The following is a 23989-nucleotide window of genomic DNA, read 5'->3' on the forward strand; positions in this document are numbered from 1 at the left end:
CTTCGTCCCGCATGTCGCCGCGGCCGGGCCGCCGGTCCGGTGTTCGTGGATCATCGGTGGTGTACCCGTGCCGGGAAAGGGGTGGAAGGTGACCGAGTCCGTCCTCCAGCTGCTGCGCGACCGCAAGCGGCAAGGGAGCACACCGGGCAACCGCGCGGACGACGCACGCCTCGTGCTGCTGATCGAGGGCGGGAGCTCGCGCGGCGCGTACTCGAGCGGCATGACCGTCGCGATCGAACAGCTCGGGCTGCTGCCGGCGTTCGACGCGGTCTACGGCAGCTCGGCGGGCTCGTTGAACGGTGCGTGGCTGTTGTGCGGGCGTGCCGACAGCAGCAAACACGCCTGGTGGGACCCCGCGGTCATGCGGACGACCATCAACCCGATGCGCGCGCTGCGCCGGTTGCCAGTCGTGGACACCCAGCACCTCGTGCACACCATCTACACCCAGGTCGTGCCGATGGGCTTCCAGGACATCCTGGACAACCCCGTCGAGTTCCACCCGATGACCACCGACGCCCTCACCGGCGAGTCCACCGACCTGCACGGGCGGATCCACGACGTGCCGAGCCTGCAGGCCGCGCTGCGGGCCTCGACCGCGATGCCGCTGCTGGCCGGCCCGCCGGTGGTGATCGACGGCCGCCCGTACGTCGACGCCGGCATGAGCGAGATGGTCCCGGTGCGCACCGCGCTGGCCCAGAAGGCCACGCACCTGGTCGTCCTGCGCACGGTCCGCTCCGACGAGGTGCCGATGCCGCCGACCCGCAGCGAACGGCTGGTGCTGCGGCGCTGGTTCGCCCGCCACGCACCGGGCGTCGTCGAGACCTTCCTGCGCCGCAAGGACGACCGGCTCGTCGAGGAGGCCGTGCTCGCCTCCCACCCCGCGTGCCTGCAGATCCGCCCGCCGCTCGGCAGCCTGCGCGTCGGCCGCACCGAACGCCGCCCCGCCGTGCTGCGCGCCGTCGTCGACATCGGCACCCGTGCCGCGGCCGACGCACTGGCCGCGAGCGTCCTGGAGTCGCGCTGACGCAGCGTCGCCGACCTGGCACGGCACGCAGCACTTCTGCGGACGGGAGTGCGCTCGGTGACCGGCCGATGGCCCTCTGTCCGCAGTGGACATTCGTTGCCCATGTGACACCGGAGGTTTCCTTGCACATATAGGTGAAGAATGTTTGCATTCGGCCCATGGACATGGGGACCTCTACTCTGATCACCGCGTACCTCGTCGCGTGCGTCGGCTCCGCACTCGGTCTCCTGTCCGCCGAACGCGCACGGACGGCGACCGGAGCGTCACGCAACGGGTGGCTGGCGATCGCCGCGGTGTCCATCGGCGGGCTCGGGATCTGGGGCATGCACTTCACCGCGATGCTCGGCACCTGGATGGGCGCGAAGGTCGCCTACGACATCCCCATCACCCTGGCGAGCATGGTGGTCGCCATCGTGGTCGTCGCCCTCGGCCTGCTCGTGGTCCGCCGCGGCGACAACACCCGGCTCTGGCCGTTCCTGGCGGGCGGCCTGATCACCGGCCTCGGCGTGGCCGGCATGCACTACACCGGCATGGCGGGCATCGTGATCGGCGCCGACGTCACCTACCACCCCGGCCTGGTGGTGCTCTCCGTCGTGATCGCCGTCGCGGCCGCGACAGCCGCTCTCTGGGCCACCGCCAACGTCCGCGGCTGGCTCGCCGTCGCCGGCGCCGCGCTGGTGATGGGCGTGGCGGTCACCGGCATGCACTACACCGGCATGCACGCCATGCACGTCATGCTCACCCCGAACGCCCCGCTGGTCGTCGACAACTCGTCGGAGCTGATCACGTCCCTGATCATCGGCGGTGCCGGTGTCAGCGTGGTCATCATCTTCCTGCTGGCCCTCACGTCCTCCGGTGACGAGGGCGGCGAGGACGCCGAGCTGCTCGACCGCGTGATGCGGCGCAACGAGTCGCACCAGTTCGGGCGCACCGACTCCGTGTCCTGACGTTCTTGCACGCCAAGGGGCGCGCACCTCGTGTTGGGTGCGCGCCCCTTGGTCGGTCCTCGCGGCTTCGTCAGTCCTTCTTGAAGGCGTCCTTGACCTTCTCCGCCGCCTGGCCGAGATTGCCCTTCGCCTGGTCGACCTTGCCCTCGGTCTCCAGGCCGGGGTCGTCGGTCACGTCGCCGACGCCTTCCTTGACCTTGCCCTTGAGCTCGTCGGCCTTGTGGTCGATCTTGTCGTCGGTGCCCATGTGGTCCTCCCCGACAGCTGGGTTCCCTGCGTTGTCGTGACACCGGGGTGCCCACTGGGACGAACCTCAACCATCGCGGTGGTCACTCGGTCGCACTCCCAGCACCCGCTTGAACGCCACGCTCAACGCGAACGCGTCCGAATACCCCACCTTCCGCGCAACGGCACCCACGGTCTCCCCACCGCCCCGCAACAGATCCGCCGCCAACGTGATCCGCCACCGCGTGAGGTAGCCCATCGGCGGTTCCCCGACGGAGGCGCTGAACCGCCGCGCGAACGCCGCCCGCGACACGCCCAGCTCGGCCGCCAGCACCGCCACGGTCCACGACCGGGCCGGCGTGGCGTGCATCAACCGCAGCGCGTCGCCCACCACCGGCTCGTCCAGCGCACGGCACCACGCGGGAGGGTTCGCGGCCGGGTCGGCGAACCAGGTGCGCAGGGCGGACACGAGCAGCAGGTCCAGCATGCGGTCGAGCACCAGGTGATGGCCGGGGCGTCCGCCGGCGATCTCGGCGGCCATCGCCTCCGCGACGGCCGGCGGCGATCCGAAGGGCACCACGAGGACCGGCGGCAACGCGTGCAGCAGGCGTTCGCTCAGCTGACCCCGGCGTTCGAACGCGCCGCTGAGCAGCACGGCGGCGCTGTTGTCAGGGGTTCCGCAGGTGGCCGGTTCCGGGCCAGGTGGGCAGTAGTCGGCGGCGGTCACGTCGTGCGTCGGCGTGGCGGACGGTGTGGAGGCGACGGTGTGGGGCACGTCGCCGCGGACCAGGGCCACGGCGCCCGGTTCGAGCAGCACCGCGTCGGCGCCGTCGGGCACGATCCACGCCTCACCGCGCAGCACGACGGCCAGCGTCAGCGGGGCGCCGCTCGACATCCGCAGCGCCCACGGCGGGGTCAGGGCCGCCTGCCGGAACACAGCGCCACGCGCTCGCACGTCCGCCAGCAGCTGCGAGACGACATCCACGAGCCCCACCGTAGACGATCGAACATCCAGAAGAGTGCCAGAGCCATGGATCGTCTCACCGGACCGAGGTTGGCTGGGCCCATGACTGATCAAGTTCTCGTCACCGGTGCGACCGGCAAGACGGGCAGGCGCGTGGTGCGGCGGTTGCGGGCCCAGGGGGTGCGGGTCCGCGCGGCGTCACGGCGCGGGGAGCACGTGTTCGACTGGACCGACCAGCAGACGTGGGACGCGGCGTTCGACGGGGTGAGCGCCGTCTACGTCGTGCAGGTCGACGGGACCAGGCTCGTGCGCCCGTTCGTGCGACGGGCGCAGGAGCTCGGTGTGCGCAGGGTCGTGCTGGCGTCCGGTCGCGGCATCGACGACCCGGACTACGCGACGGACAGCGGCGGGGTCCTCGACGGGTTGCTGGACAGCGAGGACGCGGTGCGCACCAGCGGTCTGGAGTGGACGATCACCCGGCCGGGCTGGTTCGCGCAGAACTTCAGCGAGGGGTTCTTCTCGGCCGCGGTCGAGGCCGGTGAGCTGCGGCTGCCCGCGGGTGAGGGTGCGGCGAGCTTCGTCGACGCCGAGGACATCGCCGCCGTGGTCGGCGCCGCGCTCACCGAGGACGGGCACGACGGGCAGGTCTACGAGCTGTCCGGGCCCGCGGTCGTGACGCTCGCCGAGGCGGTGGCCACGATCTCCGCTCACGCCGGTCGCGAGATCCGTTACGTGCCGTTGGACGTCGACGACCACATCGCCGAGCTCACCGCGCAGGGCTTCGCGCCCGAGGACGCGCGGGCGTTCGCGGACATGGTCGAGCCGCTGCGCAACGGCACCGACGCGTACCTCTCCGACGGCGTGCAGCGGGCGCTCGGGCGGCCTGCGCGGACCTTCGCGGAGTTCGCCGCGGCGACCGAGTGGTGAGCGACGGCTGCGACACCGCAGGACCCGTCGGCGGCAGGTAGCGGGCTGACGCCGGTCAGACGCGGGTGCCGGTGGCCGGAGGCTCGTCCCGGACCCGCTCCGGTGCGCTGCGCGGTGTCCACCGCAGGTGCACGGTGCGCTCCGGCGGGTCCGCCCGCAGCAGCGACAGCCGCGGGCGGACCGCGTCGGTGCGCGCCGACGGTGGTTTCCGGCTGCCGGCCTGGAACTGCACCGGCCAGTCGACGCGGTGGTCCTGCTCTGCGGCCGCGTGCAGCGTCCAGTGCGGGTCGTACAGGTGGGTGCGGCCGAGTGCGCACAGGTCGGCGCGACCGGCCAGCAGGATGGAGTTCACGTCGTCGTGGGACGCGATGGCGCCGACGGCGATGACGGCCGTGCCGGTGGCGGCGGCCTCGTGGCGGATCCGGTCGGCGAGCGGGGTCTGGTAGGAGCGGCCGTACGCCGGGCGTTCGTCCGCGGTGACCTGGCCGGAGGAGACGTCGATCGCGTCCGCGCCGTGGGCGATGAAGGCGCGGGCGATCTCCACGGCGTCGTGTTCGGTGGTGCCGCCGTCGGCCCAGTCGGTGGCGGAGATGCGCACGATCATCGGGCGCCCGGCCGGCCACACCGCGCGGACGGCGCCGAAGACCTCCAGCGGGTACCGCAACCGGTTCGCGAGCGAGCCGCCGTAGGCGTCGGTGCGCCGGTTCGCGAGCGGCGACAGGAACGACGACAGCAGGTAGCCGTGCGCGCAGTGCAGTTCGAGCAGGTCGAAACCCGCTTCGGCACCGCGCAGGGCGGCCTCGGTGAACGACTGGGTGAGCTCGTCCAGGTCGGCGCGGGTGAGCTCGCGCGGAACGGATGAGGCGGGACCGTACGGCAGCGGCGAGGGCCCGACCGTCTCCCAGCCGCCCTCCGGCAACGGGTCGTCCATGCCCTCCCACATCAGCCGGGTCGAGCCCTTGCGGCCGGAATGGCCGAGCTGCAACCCGATGCGTGCGGTGCTGCGCGAGTGCACGAACGACACGATGCGCGCCCACGAGTCGCGTTGCTCGTCGTTCCACAGACCGGTGCAGCCCGGCGTGATGCGGCCCTGCGGCGACACGCACACCATCTCGGTCATCACCAGGCCAGCGCCGCCCATCGCCTTGGAGCCCAGGTGCACGAGGTGGAAGTCGCCGGGCACGCCGTCGACAGCCGAGTACATGTCCATCGGTGAGACGACGACCCGGTTCTTCAGCTCCAGCCCGCCCAGCCGGAACGGCTGGAACATCGCCGGCGCGGTGGCCGGGAGGCCCTGGGCGGCGGCGAACGCGGCGTCCACGCGGTCGGCGAACTCCGGGTCGCGGGTGCGGAGGTTGTCGTGGGTGATGCGGCGCGAGCGGGTCAGCAGGTTGAAGCAGAACCGGGTCGGCTCCTGGCCGGTGTACATGCCGATGTTCTCGAACCACTCCAGCGACGCCTGCGCGGCGCGTTGGGTGGACTCCACGACGGGACGGCGTTCGGCCTCGTACGCGGCCAGCGCGGTCCCGACGTCCGGGTGCTCGTGCAGACAGGCGGCCAGCGCGAGGGAGTCCTCCATCGCGAGCTTGGTGCCGGAGCCGATCGAGAAGTGGGCGGTGTGCGCGGCGTCGCCGACGAGGACGAGGTTGCCGTCGTGCCAGCGCTCGTTGCGCACGGTCGCGAAGCTGAGCCACTTGGAGTTGTTGGCGAACACCTCGTGGCCGCCCAGCTCCTCGGCGAACAGCTCGCGGATCCGGTCGACGGCGCGGTCGTCGGACGCACCCGGCGCGAACTGCTCGCCGGTGTCGAACCCGGCGCGGCGCCAGACGTCCTCGTGCATCTCGACGATGAACGTGGAACCGCTGTCGGAGTAGGGATAGCCGTGCACCTGCACGGTGCCCCACTCGGTGTCCCTGATGAAGAACTGGAACGCCTCGAAGACGCGGTCGGTGCCGAGCCACATGTACCTGTTGCGCCGGCGGTCCACGGTGGAGCCGAAGACGTCCCCGGCGGTCTGGCGCACCAGCGAGTTCACCCCGTCCGCGCCGACGACCAGGTCGTGGTCCGCGCGCAGGAGCCGGACGTCGGGCGCGGTCGCCGAGAAGTGCACGGCCACCCCCAGGTCGTGGCACCGCCGCTGGAGCAGGCCGAGCAGCTCCTTGCGGCTCATCGCGGCGAACCCCTGACCTCCGACCGTGTGGCTCTCGCCGCGGTAGTGGATGTCGATGTCCGTCCAGCGCGCGAACCGGCTGGCCATCGCGTCGGCGAACTCCGGGTCGGCGTTCTCGATCCCGCCGAGCGTCTCGTCGGAGAACACCACGCCGAAGCCGAACGTGACGCCGGCCGCGTCGCGTTCCCACACGGTGACGTCGTGGGCGGGGTCGAGCTGCTTCATCAGCGCGGCGAAGTACAGCCCGCCGGGCCCACCACCGACGACAGCGATCCTCACGCCGGCACCTCCTGCTCGACGATCCTGCGGAGCGCGAACCGCTGGAGCTTGCCGCTCGCGTTGCGGGGCAACGAGGTGCGGAACCGGACCTCGCGCGGGTACTTGTACGGCGCGATCGTCCGCTTGACGTGGTCCTGGATCTCACGGGCCTTCGCCGCACCGGCCTCGACGCCCTCGCGCAGCACCACGAACGCGCACACGATCGAGCCGCGTTCCTCGTCGGGCTTGGCGACGACGGCGGACTCCAGCACGTCCGGGTGCGTGTCGATGGCCTCCTCCACCTCGGGGCCGCCGATGTTGTAGCCGGAGGAGACGATCATGTGGTCGCTGCGGGCGTGGTAGTGGAAGTAGCCGTCCTCGTCGCGGTGGAAGACGTCGCCGGTGACGTTCCAGCCACCCACCACGTAGTCCTCCTGCCGCGGGTCGTCGAGGTAACGGCAGCCGACCGGGCCGATGACGCCCAGCCGGCCGGGTTCGCCAGGGCCGAGCTCCTCGCCGTCGAGCCCCAGGACGGTGGCGCGGTAGCCGGGCACGGGTCTGCCGGTGGAACCGGGGCGGATGTCGTCCCCGGCCGCGGAGATGAAGATGTGCAACAGCTCCGTGGCGCCGATGCCGTCGATCACGCGCAGCCCCAGCCGGTCCTGAAGCCGCTGCCAGGTCTCCAGCGGGAGGTGCTCACCGGCCGACACCGCCACCCGCAGGCCCGCGAGCTTCTGCTCGGCGCCGTCGCGCAGGATCGCCTTGTACGCGGTCGGTGCCGTCGCGAGCACCGTGACGCCGTGCTCCGCGACGAGGTCCGCGACCTGCGGCGGTGTCGCGGTCTCGGTCAGCAGGGCGCAGGCACCGGCGCGCAACGGGAACACGACGAGCATGCCCAGGCCGAAGGTGAACGCGAACGGCGCCGTGCACGCCACGAGGTCGTCCGGCACCAGCCGCAGCACGTGCCGGCCGAAGGTGTTGTCGATGGAGAGCACGTCGCGGTGGAAGTGCGCGGTGATCTTGGGTGAGCCGGTGCTGCCCGAGGTCGGCGCCAGCAGGGCCACGTCGTCGGCGGCGGTGTCCACGGCGGTGAACTCCGCCGGCTTGCGCTCGGCGCGGGCCGCGAGGTCGTCGTGGGTCACCACGGTCAGCCCCGGCAGGGCCCGCACGTCCGCGGCGAACCGGGGATCGGTCAGCGCGATCGACGGACGCGTCCGCTCGACGACCGGCGTGAGCTCACGGGTGCGCAACGCGGCCATGGCGGTGACCACGACACCGCCCGCCTTGAGCACCCCGAGCCACGCGGCCACCGTCCACGGGTTGTTCGGCGACCGCAGCAGGACCCGTTGCCCGGCAACGAGGTCCAGGTCGTCGACGAGCACGTGGGCGACCTGGTTCGCACGGGTCCGCAGCTCGCCGTAGGACCACACCTCGCCCGCCGGGGTGCGCAGCGCCGGGCGGCCGGGCCCGAACCGCGCGGCGGCGACGTCGACCAGCTCCGCGGCGGCGTTGAGCCGGTCGGGGTAGGCCAGCTCGGGCGTCGTGAACTCGATGGTCGGCCACAGCGCCGGCGGCGGGAGGTGGTCGCGGGCGAAGGTGTCCATGGCGGGTCCTTCCGGCGGCGGCGGGGTCAAGCGGCGCGGATCATGCCCTCCTGGGCGACGGTGGCGAGGTGCCTGCGGTCGCGGGTGAAGAAGCGGCCGGAGCCCAGGCCGCGGCCGTCGTCGGCGGCGACGGCCTCCTGGACGTAGAGCAGCCAGTCGTCGACCGGGCCGGTGCGGTGGAACCACATGGCGTGGTCGAGGCTCGCGGTGACCAGTCCCGGCCGGGCCCACGGCAGGTCGAGCACCCGCAGGACGGGCTCCAGGATCGTGTAGTCGCACATGTAGGCCAATGCGGCGACATCGCGCTGGGCGTCGGTGAGCCCCTCGACCGGGCGCAGCGGGTCGAACGGCTTGAGCCACACGGCCTGGTGCGGCACCCGGTCGCCCTCGACGGCGAGGTAGACGGGGCCGGGCACGTGCCGCACGTCGAAGCTGCGACCGGCTGACCAGTAGTGCTTCGACTCCTCGGTCATGGTGCCGCCGGCGCGGTCCGCGAGGTAGGCCGCCGAACTGGGCAGCTCCTCAGGGCCGGGCAGGTCGTCGGTGAGCCCGGCCGCGAACGTGCCGCCCGTCTCCCCCGCGGCGAAGTTCGCGAGGCACGCGTAGAGCGGCTTGCCGTTCTGGTAGCCGCGGACCTGCCGGGTGCTGTAGCCCCGGCCGTCGCGCAGCAGCTCCACCTCGTAGCGCACCTCGGCACCGATGTCGGCCGGGCGCAGGAAGTAGCTGTGCATCGAATGCAGCACCTTGCCGTCGGTCACCGACCGCACGGCCGCGGCCACCGCCGCCGCCACCAGGTCGCCGCCGTAGGCCTTGGGCCACGGGCAGGGCTGCGTGACGGCGGTGAACGCCAGGTCGAAGTGCTCCGGCTCGGCCCGCTCCAGTGTGATCGCCGAGGTGAAGAACGCGGAGGTGCCCGCGGTCATCGGGTCAGCCAGTCACGCAGGTCCTCGTCGGGCACGTCGTCGAGGTTGACGACGATGTTCTCCGGGGTCCGCGTCGTCATCCACGTCAGCGGGGTGTTGCGGGAGAGGTTGCACTCGATGTGCGGCATGAACGGCGGCACGAAGACCCAGTCGCCCTCCTCCATGTCGACGTAGTCCTCGAACCTGTCGCCGAAGTAGATCCGCGCCCGGCCAGACAGCACGTACCCGCCGGTCTCGGCCTCGCCGTGGTGGTGGGTGACCGAGCGGTAGCCAGGCTCGTTGGTGACCTTGCCGAACCACAGCCGGGTGGCCGGGGTGTGCTGGATGCTCACGCCGGAGATGCGGATCGCGCCGCCGGAGTTCGCGGTGTCCGGGTTCTCGCTGCCGCCCCGCGTCACCACCGGCGCGACCAGGCCGCTGGGCAGTCGGTACGTCGAGTTGTCGCCTTCGAGCTGGTACCTGCTCAGGTCGGGCTCCATATATCGCATTCTTCACCTCCGTCAGATATTGTCAATACGCATGAGGCCTCTAGCGGTGAACCCCGCCGAGCTCCCCCGGCCGAGCGGCTACTCCCACGGAACCCTGGCGGGCACGACGCTGCACCTGGGTGGGCAGACGGCCACCGACGCCGGGATGAAGATCGTGCCGGGCGGCATCGTCGCGCAGTTCCGCCAGGCGTTCGGCAACGTGCTGACCACCCTCCGCGCTGCGGGCGGCGTGCCGGAGGACCTGGTCAGCATCACGATCTACCTCACCGACGTCCCCGACTACCAGGCCAACGGCAAGGAGATCGGCGCGGTGTGGCGCGAGCTCGCCGGCCCGGTCTACCCCGCCATGGCCGGCATCGGCTGCACCGCGCTGTGGCAACCGGAGGCCATGATCGAGATCCTGGGCGTCGCGGTGATCCCCGAAGACCGCCTGATCACGCCAATTCAGAAATAGCGTTTCCATGATCAGCGAAATGGAGGCGCGATAGTGAAGCTCGCATCAGTGACCGTGGACGGTGTCCGCAGGGCCGGTCTCGTCGACGAGACCGAGCAGTCGATCACGCTGCTGGCCACCGCGGTCGACGACGTCGTGCGCGGGGCACCACCGGGTGAGCGCGGGGAGGTCCTGCCGCTGTCCGAGGTGCGGCTGGAGTCGCCGCTGCACCGCTTCAACCGCGACGTCCTGTGCACCGGCTGGAACTACCTCGACCACTTCCTGGAGTCGCGGGGCAGGCGGGAGGGGCAGGACCCGGTCGCGGTGCCCGAGCGGCCGACGTTCTTCACCAAGGGCCCGGACACGGTGATCGGCCCCACCGACCCGATCGCCTACGACCCGGCGTTGTCGGTGCAGTGGGACTACGAGGCCGAGATCGCGCTGGTCATCGGCCGCGACGGCCGGAACATCCCGGAGGAGAAGGCCCTCGACCACGTCTTCGGCTTCCTCGTCGCCAACGACGTCTCCCAGCGCGACCTGCAACGCGCGCACGGCGGCCAGTGGCTCAAGGGCAAGAGCATCGACCGCACGATGCCTCTCGGCCCGTGGGTGACGACGACCGACTCCGTGGACCTCACGGCCATGCAGGTGCAGTGCGAGGTCAACGGGCAGCTGCTGCAGAACGCCTCCAGCGCGCAGATGGCGTTCTCGTTCGCGCGGATCATCGCCGAGCTGAGCCGCGGCATGACCCTGCGCGCAGGGGACGTGGTCCTCACCGGCACCCCCAGCGGCATCGGCAGCGCCCGTGACCCGCAGCTCTTCCTGTGCGACGGCGACCTGGTGGTGACACGTGCGAGCGGTCTCGGCGAGCTGCGCAACACTGTCACCCTCACGGATCTCAGCCGGGAAGGAGAGGGCGCTGAACCTCGCGGTGAACAGTGACGCGGACGTGGCACCCGCCGGTCGTGACCGGCTCGGCCCGCTCATCGTCACGATCTTCGGCCTCTACGCGCGCGGCGAGGACAACTGGCTGTCCGTCGCGTCGGTCGTGCAGCTCATGGCGGACCTCGGCGTGGAGGGCCAGGCCGTGCGGTCGTCGATCTCCCGGCTGAAGCGCCGCGGCGTGGTCCGCAGCGACCGCCGCGACGGCGCCGCCGGCTACGCCTTGGCCGAACCGACCCTGGAGGCGCTCGCCGAGGGCGACGCCCGGATCTTCGAACGCAGGCGCGCCACCACCGACGACGGCTGGCTGGTGGTGGTGTTCTCCGTGCCGGAGTCCGAACGCGACAAGCGCCACGCGCTGCGCACCAGCCTGACCCAGCTGGGTTTCGGCACCGCCTCGCCGGGCGTGTGGGTGGCGCCGGGCAACCTCGCCGTGGAGACCCGCAGGACCCTGGAGCGCCGTGGCCTGTCCGAGTACGTGGACATCTTCGCGGGCCGGCACTTCGCGTTCGGCGACCTGCGCTCGAAGGTGCGGTCGTGGTGGGACCTCGACGAGCTGGCCGACCTGTACGCCGACTTCGTGCGGCGCCACCGGCCCGTGCTCGACACACCGCCGGCCGGAGCCCTGGGGGCGTTCCGGACCTACGTGCCGATGCTGACCCAGTGGCGCCGCCTGCCCTACAGCGATCCCGGCCTTCCCCTGGCCCTGTTGCCGCCGGGGTGGAACGGCGTGACCGCGGAGGCGTTGTTCGAGGAGCTGAACACCACGCTGAGCGCACCGGCGCGGGAGCACGCACTGGCCGTGCTCCACGCGCGCGGCTGATGTCCGCTCCGGTGCTGCTCCTCAGCGGCGGTTCTGGTCGTCGCGCTCGACGTCGACGCGTTCCTTGCGCACCTCACCGCTGACCTGCCGCTGCTCGGTGACGGCGTCCTTCTCCAGCCGCACCCGCTCCACGGCCTCGGCGCGCTTCTGCACCACCGGCTCCTCGCGGTGCAGCGTCACCTCGGCCGCCTCCTCCTCGAACGCGTCCTTCACGGGGCCGTCCACCGGCTCCCGCACCACGCGCACCTCCTCGTGCGACACGGGCACGGTGACGTTGCGCTGCTCGGTGACGACGTGCTTGACCAGCCGCACCCGTCCCGCCTCGACCTGCCGCTTGCCGACCTCGAGGTGCTCCTCGGACCGCGTGACGGACATGCCGTCGCCCTCGCGGCCGCTCCTCGTGCGGCTGTCGTTCGTGCCGCTGTCCCTCATGCCGCTGTCGCGCGTGCCGCGGGTCTCGTGGCTGAGCCGGTCGTGCTCCCCGGTCTTGGCGCTCGGGATCATGCCGTAGTACCGGTAGAGCTCCTCCTGCTGGGCGTCGGACATCTTGTCACCGTCGACGTCGATCTTCGGCGCCTCCTTGACCAGTTCCTTGTCCACCGGCACCGTGATCGCGCCCGCGCTGACCCGCGCCTGCTGGATCGGCACGAAGCTCTCGCGCAGCCCGAACAGTCCGGTGTGGACCTGGGCCCAGGTCGGCTGGCCGTCCTCGTCGTCGAGCCACAACTGCTTCACCGAGCCGATCCGCTCGCCCTTGTTGTCGATGACGTCGCAGTCGTACAGGGCCTCGAGCTGGGTCCGATCGATCATCGTTCTTCCTCTCGCGTCGCTGGCGTCTCTGTGATCGCGAGGTACCCCGCCACCGGTGGCAGGTCCCGGGATACCGCCCATCCAGTGACACCTCTTCCCCCGAAGGTGGTTCACGTTGCCGGAGCGTGACGACGTGCAGACGGGCGGGTCAGCGGGTACCCCCGCTGCCATGACGACCTACACGCACACCGCCGAAGCCGACATCCCCGCCGACACCCTGTTCAGCTTCCTCGCCGACCCCACGAACCTCCCCCGCTACTTCCCGCAGATGACCGCGGCGGAGCCCGAGGGCGGCGAGCAGGTCCACGTCGAGGCCGAGGTGCACGGCCACCACGTCGAGGGCGAGGCGTGGGTGCGGCCCGACACCGAGCAGCGGCGGCTGGAATGGGGTGCCGAGGGCCCCGACGACTACCACGGCGAGCTGCACGTCGAGGAGGTCGCGCCGGGGAGGTCGCGCATCACCGTCAGCCTGCACAGCGTGCGGGAGGCGAAGGGCGACGAGGTGCAGCGCGGGCTCGAGGAGACCGTTGCCGTGCTCACCCAGACCGCGGCCGCCGATGACCGCTCGACCGGCTGACGGCCCGGCCCGGGTAACCCCTCCGAACGCCACGACCGCACCGGCGCCAGGCACCGCACCACCGAGAACTCGCCCCTGGCACCATCTCCGGGTGCTCACCGACGCCGAGTCCCGATCGATCGTCCTGCGCAGGTACTGGCAGCACCTCATCGAGTTCGCGCTGCTGGTGGTGGCCGGCCTGCTGGGCATGGTGCTCGGCCTGCTGCTGGCGATGGCGCTCATCAAGCTCGGCGCACCCGGAGAGGTGTTCTTCGTGCTGCCGACGGGCGTGCTCGTGACGGTGTCGCTGCTGGGCGTGCTGTGGGTGGAGATCTGGTACCCGCACCGGCACGGCGGCGCAACCCCGGCCATGCGGTGGCTGGGGTTGCGGATCACAACGCTGCGCGGCGGGCAGCCGTCGCTGCGGGACTACCTGGTGCGGTGGGTGCTGATGGCCGTGGACGGGATGTTCTTCGGCCTGGTCGGGGCGGTGCTGATCGCCGTGACGCCGCGGCACCAGCGGCTCGGCGACGTGGTGGCCGGGACCGTGGTGGTGCGGGCGGTCACCTGAGCAGGCCGGTGCGCCAGGCCCAGATCGCGATCTCGGTGCGGTTGCGGGCGCCGAGCTTGGCCTGCACGTTGGTGAGGTGCGACTTCACCGTCGACAGCGAGACGCTGAGGCGGTCGGCGATCTCGGCGTTGGTCCAGCCGCGGGCCACGGCGAGCACCACGTCGAGCTCGCGGCCGGTCAGCGGGGTCGGAGGTTGCTCGCGGCCGCCGGTGCCGGTGAAGTGGGCGAGCAGCCGGACCGTCACGGCGGGCGAGACCAGGGCCTCTCCCCTGACGGCCGCGTGCACGGCTTCCACCAGCAGCCGAGGGCGGGCGTCCTTCAGCAGGAAGCCGCAGGCACCGGCGAGCAGGGCGGCGTGGACGTTCTCGTCGAGGTCGTAGGTCGTGACCACCAGGACGCGCAACGGGTCCTCGACGCCGGGACCGGCCAGCAGCTCGGTCGCCCGCAGGCCGTCGAGCTTCGGCATGCGGATGTCCATCAGCGTCACGTCCGGGCGCAGCTGCCGGGCCATCCGCACGGCCGCCTCGCCGTCGGCGGCCTCGCTGATCACCTTGATGCCCGGTTCGGCGTCGAGGACCAGCCGGAAACCGGTGCGCACCAACGTCTGGTCGTCGGCGATGAGCACGCGGATGGTCATCAGACCCCTCGGCAGGGTGTCGAACGCGAGCGGCACCCGTGCGGTGACCACCCAGCGGTCACTCCCCCGTGGACCCGCGACCAGCTCCCCGCCCAGCGCGGCCACCCGTTCTCCCATCCCGAGCACACCGTGCCCGCCGTCCGCTGCTTCCCCGGTCACGCCGTCGTTCTCGACCTCCAGCACCAGCTCGTCCCCGTCGGACCTGGCCGTGACGCGCACCTCGGTGGCGGTCGCGTGCCGGCGCACGTTCGTCAGCGCCTCCAGCAACACCCGGTGCAGCGCCACGGAAACCTGTGCCGGCACGAGCAGCGCCTCCACGTCGGTGGCCACGTGCACCGCCGCGTCCGTGCCCGCCGCCGCCCGCACCACGTCGCCCAGCACGAGGCTCGGCGACGGCAGCGGGTCGTCGCTGCGCAGCACGCCGACCAAGCCGCGGGTGGCGGTCAGCGCCTCGGCGGCGGCGTGCTCGATCTCGTCGAACACCTCGACGGGCTGCTGGGCCAGCGCCTGGGCGGCGCGGGTGCGCACCACGATCCCGGTCACGTGGTGCGCGACGAGGTCGTGCAGGTCCCGCGCGAGCTGCAGGCGGTCCTCGGTGCGGATGCGCTCCAGCTCCCGGCGGTGCCGGGCGTCCGCGTCGCGCAGGATCAGGCCGAGCGCGAGCGCCGCTCCCCACGCCAGCGCGGCGGCCACCGGGAACAAAGCCGCCGGGTAGTCCAGGCCGTAGCGCACGCTCGGTGCGAGCACCACTGTGGCACCGGCGACGACGGCGAGCGCGGCGGCCCGCCACACCGGCAGCCGCCGGCACCCCGCCGCCGCGACCAGCAGCACCGCCAGCACCTCGGTCACCACCGGTTGCAGCGGAGCCCGCGGTGCCAGGCCCGCGACCGCGGTGCCGAGCAGCGACAGCCCCACCACCGCGCCCGCGAGCAGCTCGACCCTGCGCGGGAACCGGCGCCGCAGCACGGCGAGGACGGCCGTGGCCGAGCCCGCATACGGCAGCACCACCGTGAGCAGCGACCCGGTGATCCCACGCGGAACGGCGTCCGCCTGCACCACCAGCACCGCGTCCACGGCCTGCGCCGCGAGCAGCGCGCCGACCTCCGCCACGAACACGCTCCGCCGTGCCGTCGGTACGCCTGCGGTCATACCGGCATTCTGGCCCCGTCCCCCGGCGGTGATCCCGCTACCCCGCCCGCTTGACCGCGTCGACGTAGGCGTTGGACGCCGGCAGGTAGCTCGCCACCACCGCCGCCGCTGCCGCCAGCGCACCCCCGTAGGCCGGCAGCGTCGTGCCCTCGCCGAACAGCACGGCCGCCACCTGGAACACGGTGAAGACGGTCAGCACGACCCTGGCCCAGTTGCGCCCCGACCTGACCTTGAACGCGAGCCACAGCTGCACCAGCGCGATCACCAGCGCGATGCTCGCGAACACGACCTGGGTGGCGGTGGCGGTGCTCTGCAGCTGGTCCTCGGTGAGGGACGGCTGTGCGGCCCGCAGCGCCTCGACGAGTTCGTCGTGCGTGCCCACCAACATGCCCACGGCCGCGACAGCGGAGACGCTGGACACGAGGAACCCCGCGAACGCCGCGGTGATGGTGCCCGGCGGCGTGGTCCTGCCCGTTGCAGTAGTCATGATCACGACCGTAGGACGTGGCGGAAAGCATTGCAGCACAACGGGTTCGGATCTAGTACTTTCGGACGGGGCACCGGTTGCGGGCCTCCGGCGGCAGCCTGAGCATGGCGGGTCGGGATAACGCGGCGGCATGGGTGAACGGCAGTGGGCGGCGGGACGACGGCCGCAGAGACTGACGGGGATTCGAACCCGATCCCGAGAGGTTTCCCCATGGCTGTGCGCATCCGGCGGCTCGCGTCGCCGGTCACCCTGCTGTTGTGCGGCCTGACCGTGTGCCCGGCGACCGCCGCGGCGCAGGACGACACGATCGGCACGGACGGCTACGTCCACGTCGCTCCCAACGGCACCGTGCTCGGCGTCGACCCGTACTACCCGACCGACGGCAACGGCGGGTACGACGTGGCGCACTACGACGTCACCCTGACCTACGACCCGGCGATCCGCTTCCTCACCGCCAGGACCACCGTGCGGGCGGTCGCGACGCAGCGGCTCAGCCGGTTCAACCTCGACCTGCGCGGCCTGACCGTGAGCGGGGTGCAGGTGAACGGCGTCGCGGCGGCGTTCAGCCGGACCGGGGAGCACGAGCTGGTCGTGACGCCGAAGGAGGTGCTCACCGAGGGCGCCGAGTTCACCGTCACCGTCGTCTACTGCGGACGCCCGCAGGCCGAGCTCACCCCGCGCGGCTGGACCGGGTGGCGGACCTCGGTGACCGGTGGCGCGTTCGCGGCCGGTGCGCCGCATTCGGCCACGACGTGGTTCCCGGTCAACGACACCACCGCGGACAAGGCCACGTTCCGCGTCACCGCGACCGTTCCCGGCGGGTGGACCGCGGTGTCCAACGGCGTGCGCGAGTCGGTTTCCGGGTCCACCGTCACGTGGGCGGAGAACACCCCGATCGCCCCGTCCGCCACGATGATCGGCATCGACCGGTACACCGTGCGGGAGTCGGTCGCCGGGCGGACACCGGTCCTCGACGCCTTCGCGCCCGGTGCGAACGCGACGGAGCCGGCGGCGAAGCTGCCCGCGGTGGTGGAGTTCCTGACCACCTACCTGGGTCCGTTCCCGTACGCGTCGACCGGTGGGCTGTACGTGCCGGACCGGCTGGGCTACGCGCACCCGGCGCAGGGCCGCGCGGTGTTCGGGGCGGGTGCCGACGAGTCCGCGCTCGTGCGGGCCGTCGCGGCGCAGTGGTGGGGCAACAAGCTCGCCATCAAGATGTGGAAGGACCAGCCGCTGCCGGAGTCGTTCGCGCGCTACCTCGGGTGGCTGTGGGACGAGCAGCGGCACGGTGTCGACGTCGAGCAGCGCTACCGGGCCGCGGTCGACCGGGCGGGTGCGGCGTTCTGGGCGCGCAAGCTGTCCGATCCGGGCAGGGGCCGCGAGTTCTCGGTGTCGGACAAGGGCGTGCTGATGGTGCACGCGCTGCGCAAGCACATCGGTGACGAGAAGTTCTTCGCCGTGCTGCGGGAGTTCCCGGAGATCAACGACAACTGGAACCAGGGCTGGCACGACTGGGAGCTCTACACGGCGGCGGTGGCCGACATGGACCTGGAGCCGTTCTTCGCGGCCTGGGTCGACGGCACGACCGCGCCCACCGGCTTCCCGGGCTGACCACACGACCCCGGCCCGGGGAACCGTGAGCCGGCCGGATCCCCGAGACCGGCCGGCTCACACCTGGCGTCAGGCCAGGTAGCGCGAGTAGACGGGCGAGGCGTGGCACTCGGCCCGGTAAGCCGCCGCGGCGTCGGCGAGCACCGGGCGCGCGTGCTCGGCCACGACGCCTTCCCGGTGCCACAGCAGCAGGAACCGCCGTTCCAACGCGTCGTCGGCGAGCAGCCGCACCGCCACCTGCTGGTGCCCCTCGCAAATGGCCTGCGACAACCCGACCGCGCCGGTGCGGACCGCGGCGACGGTCGTCGAGTAGTTCTCCGCGACGTGCCGGACCCTGGGCGTGAACCCGGCGGCCCGGCAGGTGGCGCGGAAGTACTCGTGGAACCGCGCCGAGTCCGGTGGCGGCAGCACCCACTCCTCCTGCGCCAGCTGGTCGAGCCGCACGACCTTGTGGCGTGCCAGCGGGTGGTCCTCCGGCAGCACCACCATCGTCGGGTCCAGCGCGATCACCGCGGTGTCCACGCAGGCAGGCACCGCCGCCTCGAACCCCGGGTAGTCCTTGACCACGCCGATCTCCAGCCGCCGCTGGGCCACCAGGTCCACCACGAGGTCGCGGCACTCGCTGTCGAGCAGCGACGCGCCCTCGCCGCGGGGCAGCCGGGCCGCGGCGATCGCCGGCAGGTGGGCGAGGATCGGGGAACACGCCCCGCCCACCCGCACCCGCGACGAACCGGGGCTGGTGCGCGACTCGATGTCGTGCACCAGCCCCTCCATCAGCGGCAGGACGGCGGCGATCCGGCTGATCAGCAGCTCACCGGTCGGGGTCGGGGTCACCGCCGTCGCGCGGCCGCGGTCGAACAGGCGTTGTCCCAGCGCGTTCTCCAGCCGCTTGAGCTTCCCGCTCACCGCGGGCTGGCTGATGCCGAGCACCACCGCCGCCTCGGACAGGCTGCCGGTCTGACCGATCGCCCGCACGAGCCGGAGGTGGTGGACGTCGAGCTCCATGCCGTCACACCCCGTCCACACCTTTACGTGTTTCTTCCGTTCCCTGATCCCCTGCTGGTTGCGGTGGTACTTGCAGATGCCGGGTCAGCCGGGGGTGGTGACGCGGGGGCCGGGCGGTCGCAGGATGCCGGCGGTCCTCCCGATCGCAGCGTAGAGCGCGAACGCCACCACGACGGAGTTGATCGTCGGAATGCCCACGGGCACGAACGCGCCCACCGCCGCACCGACCGCCCAGCACACCAGGGAGGCGGGCACCCAGTCCGGCGGGGCCGGTGGCAGCTCGCCGACCGCGCCCCACTCGGCCAGCTCGCGCCGCCACGTGCGGACCACGAAGTACTCGGCGATCACGATGCCCGCGACCGGTGGCGTGATGATCCCGATCCACGTCAGGAACGTGGTGAAGTGGTCGAGGATGCCCAGCGCGGACAGCAGGGTGCCCAGCGCGCCCAGCGCCAGCGTGGCCCGCGTGCGGGTGAGCGTGCGGCCCAGCAGCACGTCCACGGTGTTGACCAGGCCGAGCGAGGCCGAGTACAGGTTCCAGTCGTTGATCTTCATGATCGCGGTGACCAGGATGAGCGTGCCGAGGACACCGGAGGTCGAGGTGACGGCGGCGACCACGTCGGCGCTGCGGGCGGCGTGCGCGAGCAGCACCCCGGTCAGGCCGATGAGGTACTCCCCCAGCGTCACGCTGATCAGCGTCTGCTTGACGACGTCGCTCACGCGCCGGTTGAACCGGGTCATGTCCGGCGTCATCACCGCGCCCATGATGAACGCGCCCGCGACCAGGGTCGTGCCCTGGGCGACGGACAGCGCCGGGCCCGGCGGCGGCATGGCGACCAGGTCGGCGAGGTCGTGGCGGCGCAACTCCTGCGTGATCGCGTACCCGGCGAGCAGCAGGAACGCCGGCACCGTCAGGTACGCGGTCCAGGCCATGGTGTGGAAGCCGGCGACGACGATGCCGGTCACCACGATCCCGCCGAACACCGCCCACACCCACACCGGCGGGCCGCCCATCAACGAGTGCAGGCCGTGGGCGAACACGTCGTTCTGCACGCCGAACCACCCGGCGAGGCTCAGCGTGACGAGCAGACCGACCAGGCCGGAGCCGCGGCCGCCGAACCCGGCCCAGCGGGCGAGCACGGACGTGGAGACGCCCTCCCGCATGCCGGCCACGCCCATCAGCACGGTCACGACCTCCAGCATCACCGCGCCGAGCGTGATGGCCAGCACGGCGTCCCGGAACGTCATGCCGAAGCCCAGGACCGCGCCGAGCAGGAACTGGTGGAACGAGGAGACCTGCCCGAACCGCTGCACCGCCACGGAAACCCAGGAGCAGCGCGCCGAGTCGGGCAGCCGGCGCAGCGAGTAGTCGTCGTGCACGGGGTCAGCTCTCCTCGTCGTCGGACTGCAGCAGCACGAAGCCCTGGTTCGGGTGCGGCTGCCAGGTCAGCTCGCGGGCGTAGAGCAGCTCGAGGAACTTGACCCGCTGGTGGTAGGCGAACACCGAGCTCTCGGTCCCGGTGATGGCGGGCGTGTCGACGAACAGGGGCAGCTCGGCCAGGAAGTACCGCACGGCGCTGCGCAGCTGGACCTCCGTGGGCACCTCGCCGTCGGGCAGCTTGCGGTCGAGCACCCAGCGGGTGGCGTCCAGGCAGTGGCCGGCGAACTCCTCGTCGTGGTCGAACAGGTCGTGGCCGTTCGTCAGCAGCCGCAGGTAGCACGGGTTCTCGGCCAGGGTCGTGCCGTCGAGCACGTGGTCCTCCGGGCGGGCGACACCGACGTCCCACAGCGCGCGGCACACCTTGTTGACCACGTACTGGCCCTGACGGCGTGCCTTCGTCCTGGCGCGTGCGGGGTCGTAGCCCAGTGCCTCCAGGGTGAAGGCCGCCGCGTGGTCGGGGATGAAGAAGTGGAAGCGCTCGAACTCGGCGATCGCCCAGCGGGCCAGCGCGGTGATGCGCTCGACCGAGAAGTAGCTGTTGAACGGGCTGACGCCGACGCACACGTGCCGGCCGCTTCGCAACGGCCGCGCGCAGTGCTCGGTCAGCGGGGTTGTCAGCAACACCGTTGGCTCCGAGGAATTTCACAGGGGTGCAGGGAAACCGGAAAGTCCGGATTCCGACCACTATGCGGAGCAGTCCACCCGGCAGGTAATGCCGAACGGTCATGCCGCGGCCTTATGCGCTGTCCAGGATTGAGCTGAACGGTCTGGTGACAGGGCGCCGCGGACCGAGCGTAATGAGGTGCATGGAACTCCAGGTCCGGCATTTGCGCGTGCTGCTCGCCATCGCACGCGCGGGCAGCCTCAACCGGGCTGCGGGCGAGCTCCGCCTCCCGCAGCCCGCCGTCAGCCACCAGCTGCGGCGCATCGAACAACTCGTCGGCGACCGGTTGTTCGACCGCGACCCGCGCGGGGTGCGACCGACCCGCATCGGCGCGCTCGTGCTGGCCCGCGCGGAGGCGATCATCCCCGCGTTCGACGAGCTGGACCGCGACTTCCGCGCCCACCAGCAGGCCGCCACGGGGGTCAGGGTGGGCTGGAACGACAGCGCGCTGGCACCGGACGTGTTCCGCTGCGTGCTCGACCTGATGCCCGGTCACGAGCTGACGACCAGGGCGGACATGTCGCACAGCCGGCTGGTGCAGCAGGTGGTGAACCGGTGCGTGGACCTGGCGCTGGTGCTGGTCTGCGGGCCGCGGACGCTGGCGGTGCCCGGTGCGGTGCGAGCCGCGCGGGTCGTGACCGAGCCGTCGTTCGTGGCGCTGCCGTCGTGGCACCGGCTCACCGGCGCGGCCGCGGTCGACCTCGCGGACCTCGCCGACGAGCGGTGGATCGTGTCGAGCTGCGGCGACGGCTGCCGGATCGTGTTCAGGGAGATGTGCCTGGCGCACGGGTTCACCCCGCGCATCGCGCACGACGTGGACACGCTGCGGTTCCGCCTGGTCGCCGGTGGGCACGGGGTGTGCCTGGTCCAGCCGACCACGCCGGAAACGCCGGGAATGGTGCTGCGGCCGTTGACGGGAACGCCGATGACGGTGCAGCACCTGCTGTTGTGGCGCACCGACCACCCGTTGGCCGCGCAATTCGAGGAAGTGCACGCCGCCGCGGTGAGCTCCTACCGGAAACTCGCCCGCGACAACGCGGTCTACCGCGCGTGGCTGGAGGCGGATAACGGCACGGCATAGCCGAGCGGCATTGGGCGCGGTGGCACGGCGTGGACACACTCGGTGGACCGCCGCAATTGCGCCGAGGAGCCGGAAAGGGACTTCTGCCATGCTGCCGCTGATCACCCGCGACGAGCTCAGGAATGGCATCGACACGGGCACGCTCGTCGTGGTCGACACCATGCCCGTGGCGTACTACGAAAGGGAGCACCTGCCGGGTGCGGTGAACATCCCCGGCTATCCCTACGACGACGCGGCGGCGTTCACCGACCGGCACGCCCCCGACGTGCTGCCCGACAAGTCCGCGGACATCGTCGTCTACTGCGCCAACGCCCCGTGCCGCAACAGCGACTTCGTCGGCGCCCGGCTGGCCCAGCTCGGGTACGCCCACGTGCGCAAGTACCGCGGCGGCATCGAGGACTGGGTCGGTGCCGGCCTGCCGACGTCCACTTCGGACACCTCCAGCGCCTGAGCGCTCCCGAGACGTTCCGCCGCCTCACCCTGCCACACCCGAGGAGTTCACCCATGTCCCTGCTCACCCGGCTGCGCCACGTCGGCGTCGCCCTCGTCGCGGTCGCCGCCACCCTGCTGGTGGCCGCACCCGCCTCCGCGGCCCCGTCGGTCACGGCCGACGGGAACGTCGTCAAGGTCACCTCCGCCAACCACGCCGAGATCCTGGAGATCTCCCGGACCAAGCTGGTCGTCCTCGACTTCGGGGCCACCTGGTGCGGTCCGTGCCGGCAGATGAAGCCGGTCATCGAACGGCTCGCCGCCGAGTACGACGGCCGGTTCCTGCTCGGTGAGGTCGACGTCGACGTCAGCCGCGACCTGTCCTCCAAGTACCGCATCCAGTACCTGCCCACGCTCGTCCCGATGCGCAACGCGGCGGAGCTCCCCGGCTCGCGCAACGTCGGGTACCGCGGCGAGGCCGCGCTGCGGTCGTGGATCGACGCCCAGCTCGCCAAGGGCTGACGCGGCCGGCCGGCGCCCTCGTGCCAGGGCGCCGGCCGTTCGCCCACCCGGCCACCGCGGCGCCCCTGCCGCCGCGTTTCCCTGCGAAAGGAGCCGGCCGTGCTCCCGTACCGCGCGCTGCTCGCGCTGTCCGTGATCGTCCTGCTCGGCTGCCTGACCGAGGTGCTGCCCGCCGGGTTGCTGCTGGGCATGTCCGCCGACTTCGGCGTGCCGCCCTCGACCACCGGTCACCTGGTCACCGGCTACGCCCTCACCACCGCGCTGGCCGCGGTGCCGCTGACCGCGCTCACCTCCCGGTTGCGGCGCAAGCCCGTGCTGCTCGGGCTCGTGTTCGGCTTCGGCCTGACCAACCTCGTCATCGCCGTCTCCCCCTGGTACGGCCTCGTCCTGGCGATGCGGATCGCCTCCGGCGCGATCACCGGCGTGATGTGGGGGCTGGTCGCGGTGTACGCGATGCGGCTCGCGCCACCGCACCTGTCCGGGCGCGCACTCGCGGTCGCCATGGCCGGTACCCCGCTGGGCTTCGCCGTCGGCGTGCCGGCGGGCACCGTGCTGGGTGAGCTGGTGGGGTGGCGGTGGGCGTTCGTGCTGATGGGCGTGATCGCCGTGCCGTTGCTCGGGTGGGTGTCGGCGGCGGTGCCCCCGGTGGCGCCCGAACCGGTGCGGGTCAGCATCCCCGCCGCGCTGCGCGTGCCCGGCATGGTCCCGGTCGTGCTGATGGTGCTCACGTTCTCGTTGGCGCACAACATGTTCTACACGTACCTGGGTCCCGCGCTGGAGCGGGTGGGCAGGGAGTGGTTGCTCAGCACGGCGTTGCTGGTGTTCGGTCTCGCCGCGGTCATGGGCCTCCTGGCCGTGGGCAGTGCGCTGGACCGGTTCCCGCGCGGGGTGCTGGTGGCGTGCCCGGCCGCGGCGGCGGTGGCCATCGCGCTGGTGCCGCTCGCCGACGGCTCCGCGCCCCTGCTGCTCGCGATGGCGTTGTGGGGCTTCGCCTTCGGTGGTGCGCCGACCGCGTTCCAGGCGGTCACGGCACTGGTAGCGGGCCGCACGGCGGACTCGGCGCAGTCGCTGACGATCGCCTCCTGGAACGCGGCCGTGGCGGGCGGTGCGACCGTCGGCGGCCTCGTCCTCGACACCGAACCGACCGCACTGGGCGCGGCCGCCGCCGCCGTGATGGTGCTGCCGCTGCTGGTGGTGCTGCGGACCCCGGTGGCGAACCGGGTTCCGCAGCACACCGGGTGATGCCACCCGCCGGTCCGCGCACATCGGGCTGACCGGCGTGAAGGCCCGCAACTGCT

25 protein-coding genes and 1 pseudogene are annotated in these 23989 nt (G+C 72.0%); 13 read left to right on the forward strand and 13 right to left on the reverse strand.

Annotated elements, in window-relative coordinates:
* The first annotated feature begins 88 nt into the window (after window positions 1–88).
* Complete coding sequence (locus tag ACZ7CH_RS14855; protein ID WP_470374128.1) at window positions 89–1024, forward strand: patatin-like phospholipase family protein; 936 nt, start codon at window positions 89–91, stop codon at window positions 1022–1024.
* A 164-nt stretch (window positions 1025–1188) separates the two neighbouring features.
* On the forward strand, window positions 1189–1971 hold the full coding sequence (locus ACZ7CH_RS14860) for an MHYT domain-containing protein (RefSeq protein WP_470374129.1): 783 nt from the start codon (window positions 1189–1191) through the stop codon (window positions 1969–1971).
* A gap of 70 nt (window positions 1972–2041) precedes the next feature.
* Here ACZ7CH_RS14860 and ACZ7CH_RS14865 read toward each other — a convergent pair whose 3' ends face one another.
* Together ACZ7CH_RS14865 and ACZ7CH_RS14870 are read right to left on the reverse strand one after the other, a co-directional pair.
* Window positions 2042–2218 (reverse strand): CsbD family protein, encoded by a 177-nt coding sequence (locus ACZ7CH_RS14865; protein WP_360384210.1) that lies wholly within the window; start codon window positions 2216–2218, stop codon window positions 2042–2044.
* Between the two features lie 66 nt (window positions 2219–2284).
* Window positions 2285–3181 carry an AraC family transcriptional regulator gene (locus ACZ7CH_RS14870; RefSeq protein WP_470374130.1) on the reverse strand — a complete coding sequence of 299 codons (897 nt, stop codon included), beginning with the start codon at window positions 3179–3181 and terminating at the stop codon, window positions 2285–2287.
* Window positions 3182–3262: 81 nt separating this feature from the next.
* Between ACZ7CH_RS14870 and ACZ7CH_RS14875 the strand changes: the two genes are divergently transcribed.
* Entirely contained in the window at window positions 3263–4087 is an 825-nt protein-coding gene (locus ACZ7CH_RS14875) for an NAD(P)H-binding protein (protein ID WP_470374131.1), read from the forward strand.
* A gap of 55 nt (window positions 4088–4142) precedes the next feature.
* Here ACZ7CH_RS14875 and ACZ7CH_RS14880 read toward each other — a convergent pair whose 3' ends face one another.
* The 4 genes from ACZ7CH_RS14880 to ACZ7CH_RS14895 are packed head-to-tail and all read right to left on the reverse strand — an operon-like array spanning window position 4143 to window position 9521.
* Complete coding sequence (locus ACZ7CH_RS14880; protein WP_470374132.1) at window positions 4143–6536, reverse strand: bifunctional salicylyl-CoA 5-hydroxylase/oxidoreductase; 2394 nt, start codon at window positions 6534–6536, stop codon at window positions 4143–4145.
* A complete protein-coding gene (locus ACZ7CH_RS14885; protein WP_470374133.1) occupies window positions 6533–8119 on the reverse strand; it encodes an AMP-binding protein in 1587 nt (528 codons plus the stop codon). Before ACZ7CH_RS14885 ends, ACZ7CH_RS14880 begins: the two co-directional genes overlap by 4 nt.
* Before the next feature lie 26 nt (window positions 8120–8145).
* Complete coding sequence (locus tag ACZ7CH_RS14890) at window positions 8146–9042, reverse strand: acyl-CoA thioesterase (RefSeq protein ID WP_360384222.1); 897 nt, start codon at window positions 9040–9042, stop codon at window positions 8146–8148.
* Window positions 9039–9521, reverse strand: a complete 483-nt coding sequence (locus tag ACZ7CH_RS14895) for a cupin domain-containing protein (protein WP_360384224.1) — start codon at window positions 9519–9521, stop codon at window positions 9039–9041. Before ACZ7CH_RS14895 ends, ACZ7CH_RS14890 begins: the two co-directional genes overlap by 4 nt.
* A gap of 40 nt (window positions 9522–9561) precedes the next feature.
* Here ACZ7CH_RS14895 and ACZ7CH_RS14900 point away from each other — a divergent pair, with 40 nt between their 5' ends.
* The 3 genes from ACZ7CH_RS14900 to ACZ7CH_RS14910 are packed head-to-tail and all read left to right on the forward strand — an operon-like array spanning window position 9562 to window position 11728.
* Window positions 9562–9984 carry a RidA family protein gene (locus ACZ7CH_RS14900; RefSeq protein WP_470374134.1) on the forward strand — a complete coding sequence of 141 codons (423 nt, stop codon included), beginning with the start codon at window positions 9562–9564 and terminating at the stop codon, window positions 9982–9984.
* A 33-nt stretch (window positions 9985–10017) separates the two neighbouring features.
* Window positions 10018–10905, forward strand: a complete 888-nt coding sequence (locus tag ACZ7CH_RS14905; RefSeq protein ID WP_470374135.1) for a fumarylacetoacetate hydrolase family protein — start codon at window positions 10018–10020, stop codon at window positions 10903–10905.
* Complete coding sequence (locus ACZ7CH_RS14910) at window positions 10895–11728, forward strand: PaaX family transcriptional regulator (protein ID WP_360384230.1); 834 nt, start codon at window positions 10895–10897, stop codon at window positions 11726–11728. Before ACZ7CH_RS14905 ends, ACZ7CH_RS14910 begins: the two co-directional genes overlap by 11 nt.
* 21 nt (window positions 11729–11749) lie before the next feature.
* Here the strand turns inward: ACZ7CH_RS14910 and ACZ7CH_RS14915 are convergent, their stop codons facing one another.
* Window positions 11750–12538 (reverse strand): PRC and DUF2382 domain-containing protein, encoded by a 789-nt coding sequence (locus ACZ7CH_RS14915; protein WP_360384232.1) that lies wholly within the window; start codon window positions 12536–12538, stop codon window positions 11750–11752.
* Between the two features lie 169 nt (window positions 12539–12707).
* Here ACZ7CH_RS14915 and ACZ7CH_RS14920 point away from each other — a divergent pair, with 169 nt between their 5' ends.
* Together ACZ7CH_RS14920 and ACZ7CH_RS14925 are read left to right on the forward strand one after the other, a co-directional pair.
* Window positions 12708–13115, forward strand: coding sequence for an SRPBCC family protein (locus ACZ7CH_RS14920; RefSeq protein ID WP_360384234.1), 408 nt, complete (start codon window positions 12708–12710; stop codon window positions 13113–13115).
* Window positions 13116–13206: 91 nt separating this feature from the next.
* The gene (locus ACZ7CH_RS14925; protein ID WP_360384236.1) at window positions 13207–13665 is read left to right on the forward strand and encodes an RDD family protein; all 459 of its coding nucleotides are present in this window, start codon (window positions 13207–13209) and stop codon (window positions 13663–13665) included.
* On the opposite strand, the gene ACZ7CH_RS14930 is transcribed toward ACZ7CH_RS14925, so the two are convergent.
* From ACZ7CH_RS14930 to ACZ7CH_RS14940, 3 genes and pseudogenes are all read right to left on the reverse strand, one after another.
* A complete protein-coding gene (locus tag ACZ7CH_RS14930; protein WP_360384238.1) occupies window positions 13658–14302 on the reverse strand; it encodes a response regulator transcription factor in 645 nt (214 codons plus the stop codon). The two genes, ACZ7CH_RS14925 and ACZ7CH_RS14930, sit on opposite strands and share 8 nt — an antisense overlap.
* Window positions 14303–14719: 417 nt before the next feature.
* Window positions 14720–15451 (reverse strand): annotated as a pseudogene (locus ACZ7CH_RS14935) (histidine kinase); the annotation flags it as partial.
* Window positions 15452–15488: 37 nt separating this feature from the next.
* Window positions 15489–15938, reverse strand: coding sequence for a hypothetical protein (locus ACZ7CH_RS14940; RefSeq protein ID WP_360384242.1), 450 nt, complete (start codon window positions 15936–15938; stop codon window positions 15489–15491).
* 210 nt (window positions 15939–16148) lie between these two features.
* Here ACZ7CH_RS14940 and ACZ7CH_RS14945 point away from each other — a divergent pair, with 210 nt between their 5' ends.
* Window positions 16149–17549: a M1 family metallopeptidase gene (locus tag ACZ7CH_RS14945; protein ID WP_360384244.1), complete on the forward strand. Its 1401-nt coding sequence runs from the start codon at window positions 16149–16151 to the stop codon at window positions 17547–17549.
* Window positions 17550–17618: 69 nt separating this feature from the next.
* Here the strand turns inward: ACZ7CH_RS14945 and ACZ7CH_RS14950 are convergent, their stop codons facing one another.
* From ACZ7CH_RS14950 to ACZ7CH_RS14960, 3 genes are all read right to left on the reverse strand, one after another.
* Window positions 17619–18554 (reverse strand): LysR family transcriptional regulator, encoded by a 936-nt coding sequence (locus ACZ7CH_RS14950; protein ID WP_470374136.1) that lies wholly within the window; start codon window positions 18552–18554, stop codon window positions 17619–17621.
* 84 nt (window positions 18555–18638) lie between these two features.
* On the reverse strand, window positions 18639–19934 hold the full coding sequence (locus tag ACZ7CH_RS14955) for a purine-cytosine permease family protein (protein WP_470374137.1): 1296 nt from the start codon (window positions 19932–19934) through the stop codon (window positions 18639–18641).
* 4 nt (window positions 19935–19938) lie between these two features.
* Window positions 19939–20619 carry a tRNA-dependent cyclodipeptide synthase gene (locus ACZ7CH_RS14960; protein WP_360384250.1) on the reverse strand — a complete coding sequence of 227 codons (681 nt, stop codon included), beginning with the start codon at window positions 20617–20619 and terminating at the stop codon, window positions 19939–19941.
* Between the two features lie 182 nt (window positions 20620–20801).
* On the opposite strand from ACZ7CH_RS14960, the gene ACZ7CH_RS14965 reads away from it, so the two are divergent.
* The 4 genes from ACZ7CH_RS14965 (at window position 20802) to ACZ7CH_RS14980 (ending at window position 23933) form a co-directional block, all read left to right on the forward strand.
* On the forward strand, window positions 20802–21740 hold the full coding sequence (locus tag ACZ7CH_RS14965; protein WP_470374138.1) for a LysR family transcriptional regulator: 939 nt from the start codon (window positions 20802–20804) through the stop codon (window positions 21738–21740).
* An 88-nt stretch (window positions 21741–21828) separates the two neighbouring features.
* A complete protein-coding gene (locus ACZ7CH_RS14970) occupies window positions 21829–22191 on the forward strand; it encodes a rhodanese-like domain-containing protein (protein WP_360384254.1) in 363 nt (120 codons plus the stop codon).
* Between the two features lie 53 nt (window positions 22192–22244).
* Window positions 22245–22691 (forward strand): thioredoxin family protein, encoded by a 447-nt coding sequence (locus ACZ7CH_RS14975; RefSeq protein WP_360384256.1) that lies wholly within the window; start codon window positions 22245–22247, stop codon window positions 22689–22691.
* 99 nt (window positions 22692–22790) lie between these two features.
* The gene (locus ACZ7CH_RS14980) at window positions 22791–23933 is read left to right on the forward strand and encodes an MFS transporter (RefSeq protein ID WP_470374139.1); all 1143 of its coding nucleotides are present in this window, start codon (window positions 22791–22793) and stop codon (window positions 23931–23933) included.
* Window positions 23934–23989: the final 56 nt, after the last annotated feature.

It is taken from the genome of Lentzea sp. NPDC037011, assembly GCF_055607425.1.

Excerpts from the sequence above, each read along its gene's own strand:
- ACZ7CH_RS14940 (WP_360384242.1), bottom strand. The coding sequence starts at position 15,938 with ATGACTACTGCAACGGGCAGGACCACGCCGCCGGGCACCATCACCGCG.
- ACZ7CH_RS14860 (WP_470374129.1), top strand. The coding sequence starts at position 1,189 with ATGGGGACCTCTACTCTGATCACCGCGTACCTCGTCGCGTGCGTCGGC.
- ACZ7CH_RS14915 (WP_360384232.1), bottom strand. The coding sequence starts at position 12,538 with ATGATCGATCGGACCCAGCTCGAGGCCCTGTACGACTGCGACGTCATC.
- ACZ7CH_RS14950 (WP_470374136.1), bottom strand. The coding sequence starts at position 18,554 with ATGGAGCTCGACGTCCACCACCTCCGGCTCGTGCGGGCGATCGGTCAG.
- ACZ7CH_RS14965 (WP_470374138.1), top strand. The coding sequence starts at position 20,802 with ATGGAACTCCAGGTCCGGCATTTGCGCGTGCTGCTCGCCATCGCACGC.
- ACZ7CH_RS14975 (WP_360384256.1), top strand. The coding sequence starts at position 22,245 with ATGTCCCTGCTCACCCGGCTGCGCCACGTCGGCGTCGCCCTCGTCGCG.
- ACZ7CH_RS14885 (WP_470374133.1), bottom strand. The coding sequence starts at position 8,119 with ATGGACACCTTCGCCCGCGACCACCTCCCGCCGCCGGCGCTGTGGCCG.
- ACZ7CH_RS14890 (WP_360384222.1), bottom strand. The coding sequence starts at position 9,042 with ATGACCGCGGGCACCTCCGCGTTCTTCACCTCGGCGATCACACTGGAG.
- ACZ7CH_RS14875 (WP_470374131.1), top strand. The coding sequence starts at position 3,263 with ATGACTGATCAAGTTCTCGTCACCGGTGCGACCGGCAAGACGGGCAGG.
- ACZ7CH_RS14920 (WP_360384234.1), top strand. The coding sequence starts at position 12,708 with ATGACGACCTACACGCACACCGCCGAAGCCGACATCCCCGCCGACACC.
- ACZ7CH_RS14945 (WP_360384244.1), top strand. The coding sequence starts at position 16,149 with ATGGCTGTGCGCATCCGGCGGCTCGCGTCGCCGGTCACCCTGCTGTTG.
- ACZ7CH_RS14865 (WP_360384210.1), bottom strand. The coding sequence starts at position 2,218 with ATGGGCACCGACGACAAGATCGACCACAAGGCCGACGAGCTCAAGGGC.
- ACZ7CH_RS14970 (WP_360384254.1), top strand. The coding sequence starts at position 21,829 with ATGCTGCCGCTGATCACCCGCGACGAGCTCAGGAATGGCATCGACACG.
- ACZ7CH_RS14900 (WP_470374134.1), top strand. The coding sequence starts at position 9,562 with ATGAGGCCTCTAGCGGTGAACCCCGCCGAGCTCCCCCGGCCGAGCGGC.
- ACZ7CH_RS14930 (WP_360384238.1), bottom strand. The coding sequence starts at position 14,302 with ATGACCATCCGCGTGCTCATCGCCGACGACCAGACGTTGGTGCGCACC.
- ACZ7CH_RS14895 (WP_360384224.1), bottom strand. The coding sequence starts at position 9,521 with ATGGAGCCCGACCTGAGCAGGTACCAGCTCGAAGGCGACAACTCGACG.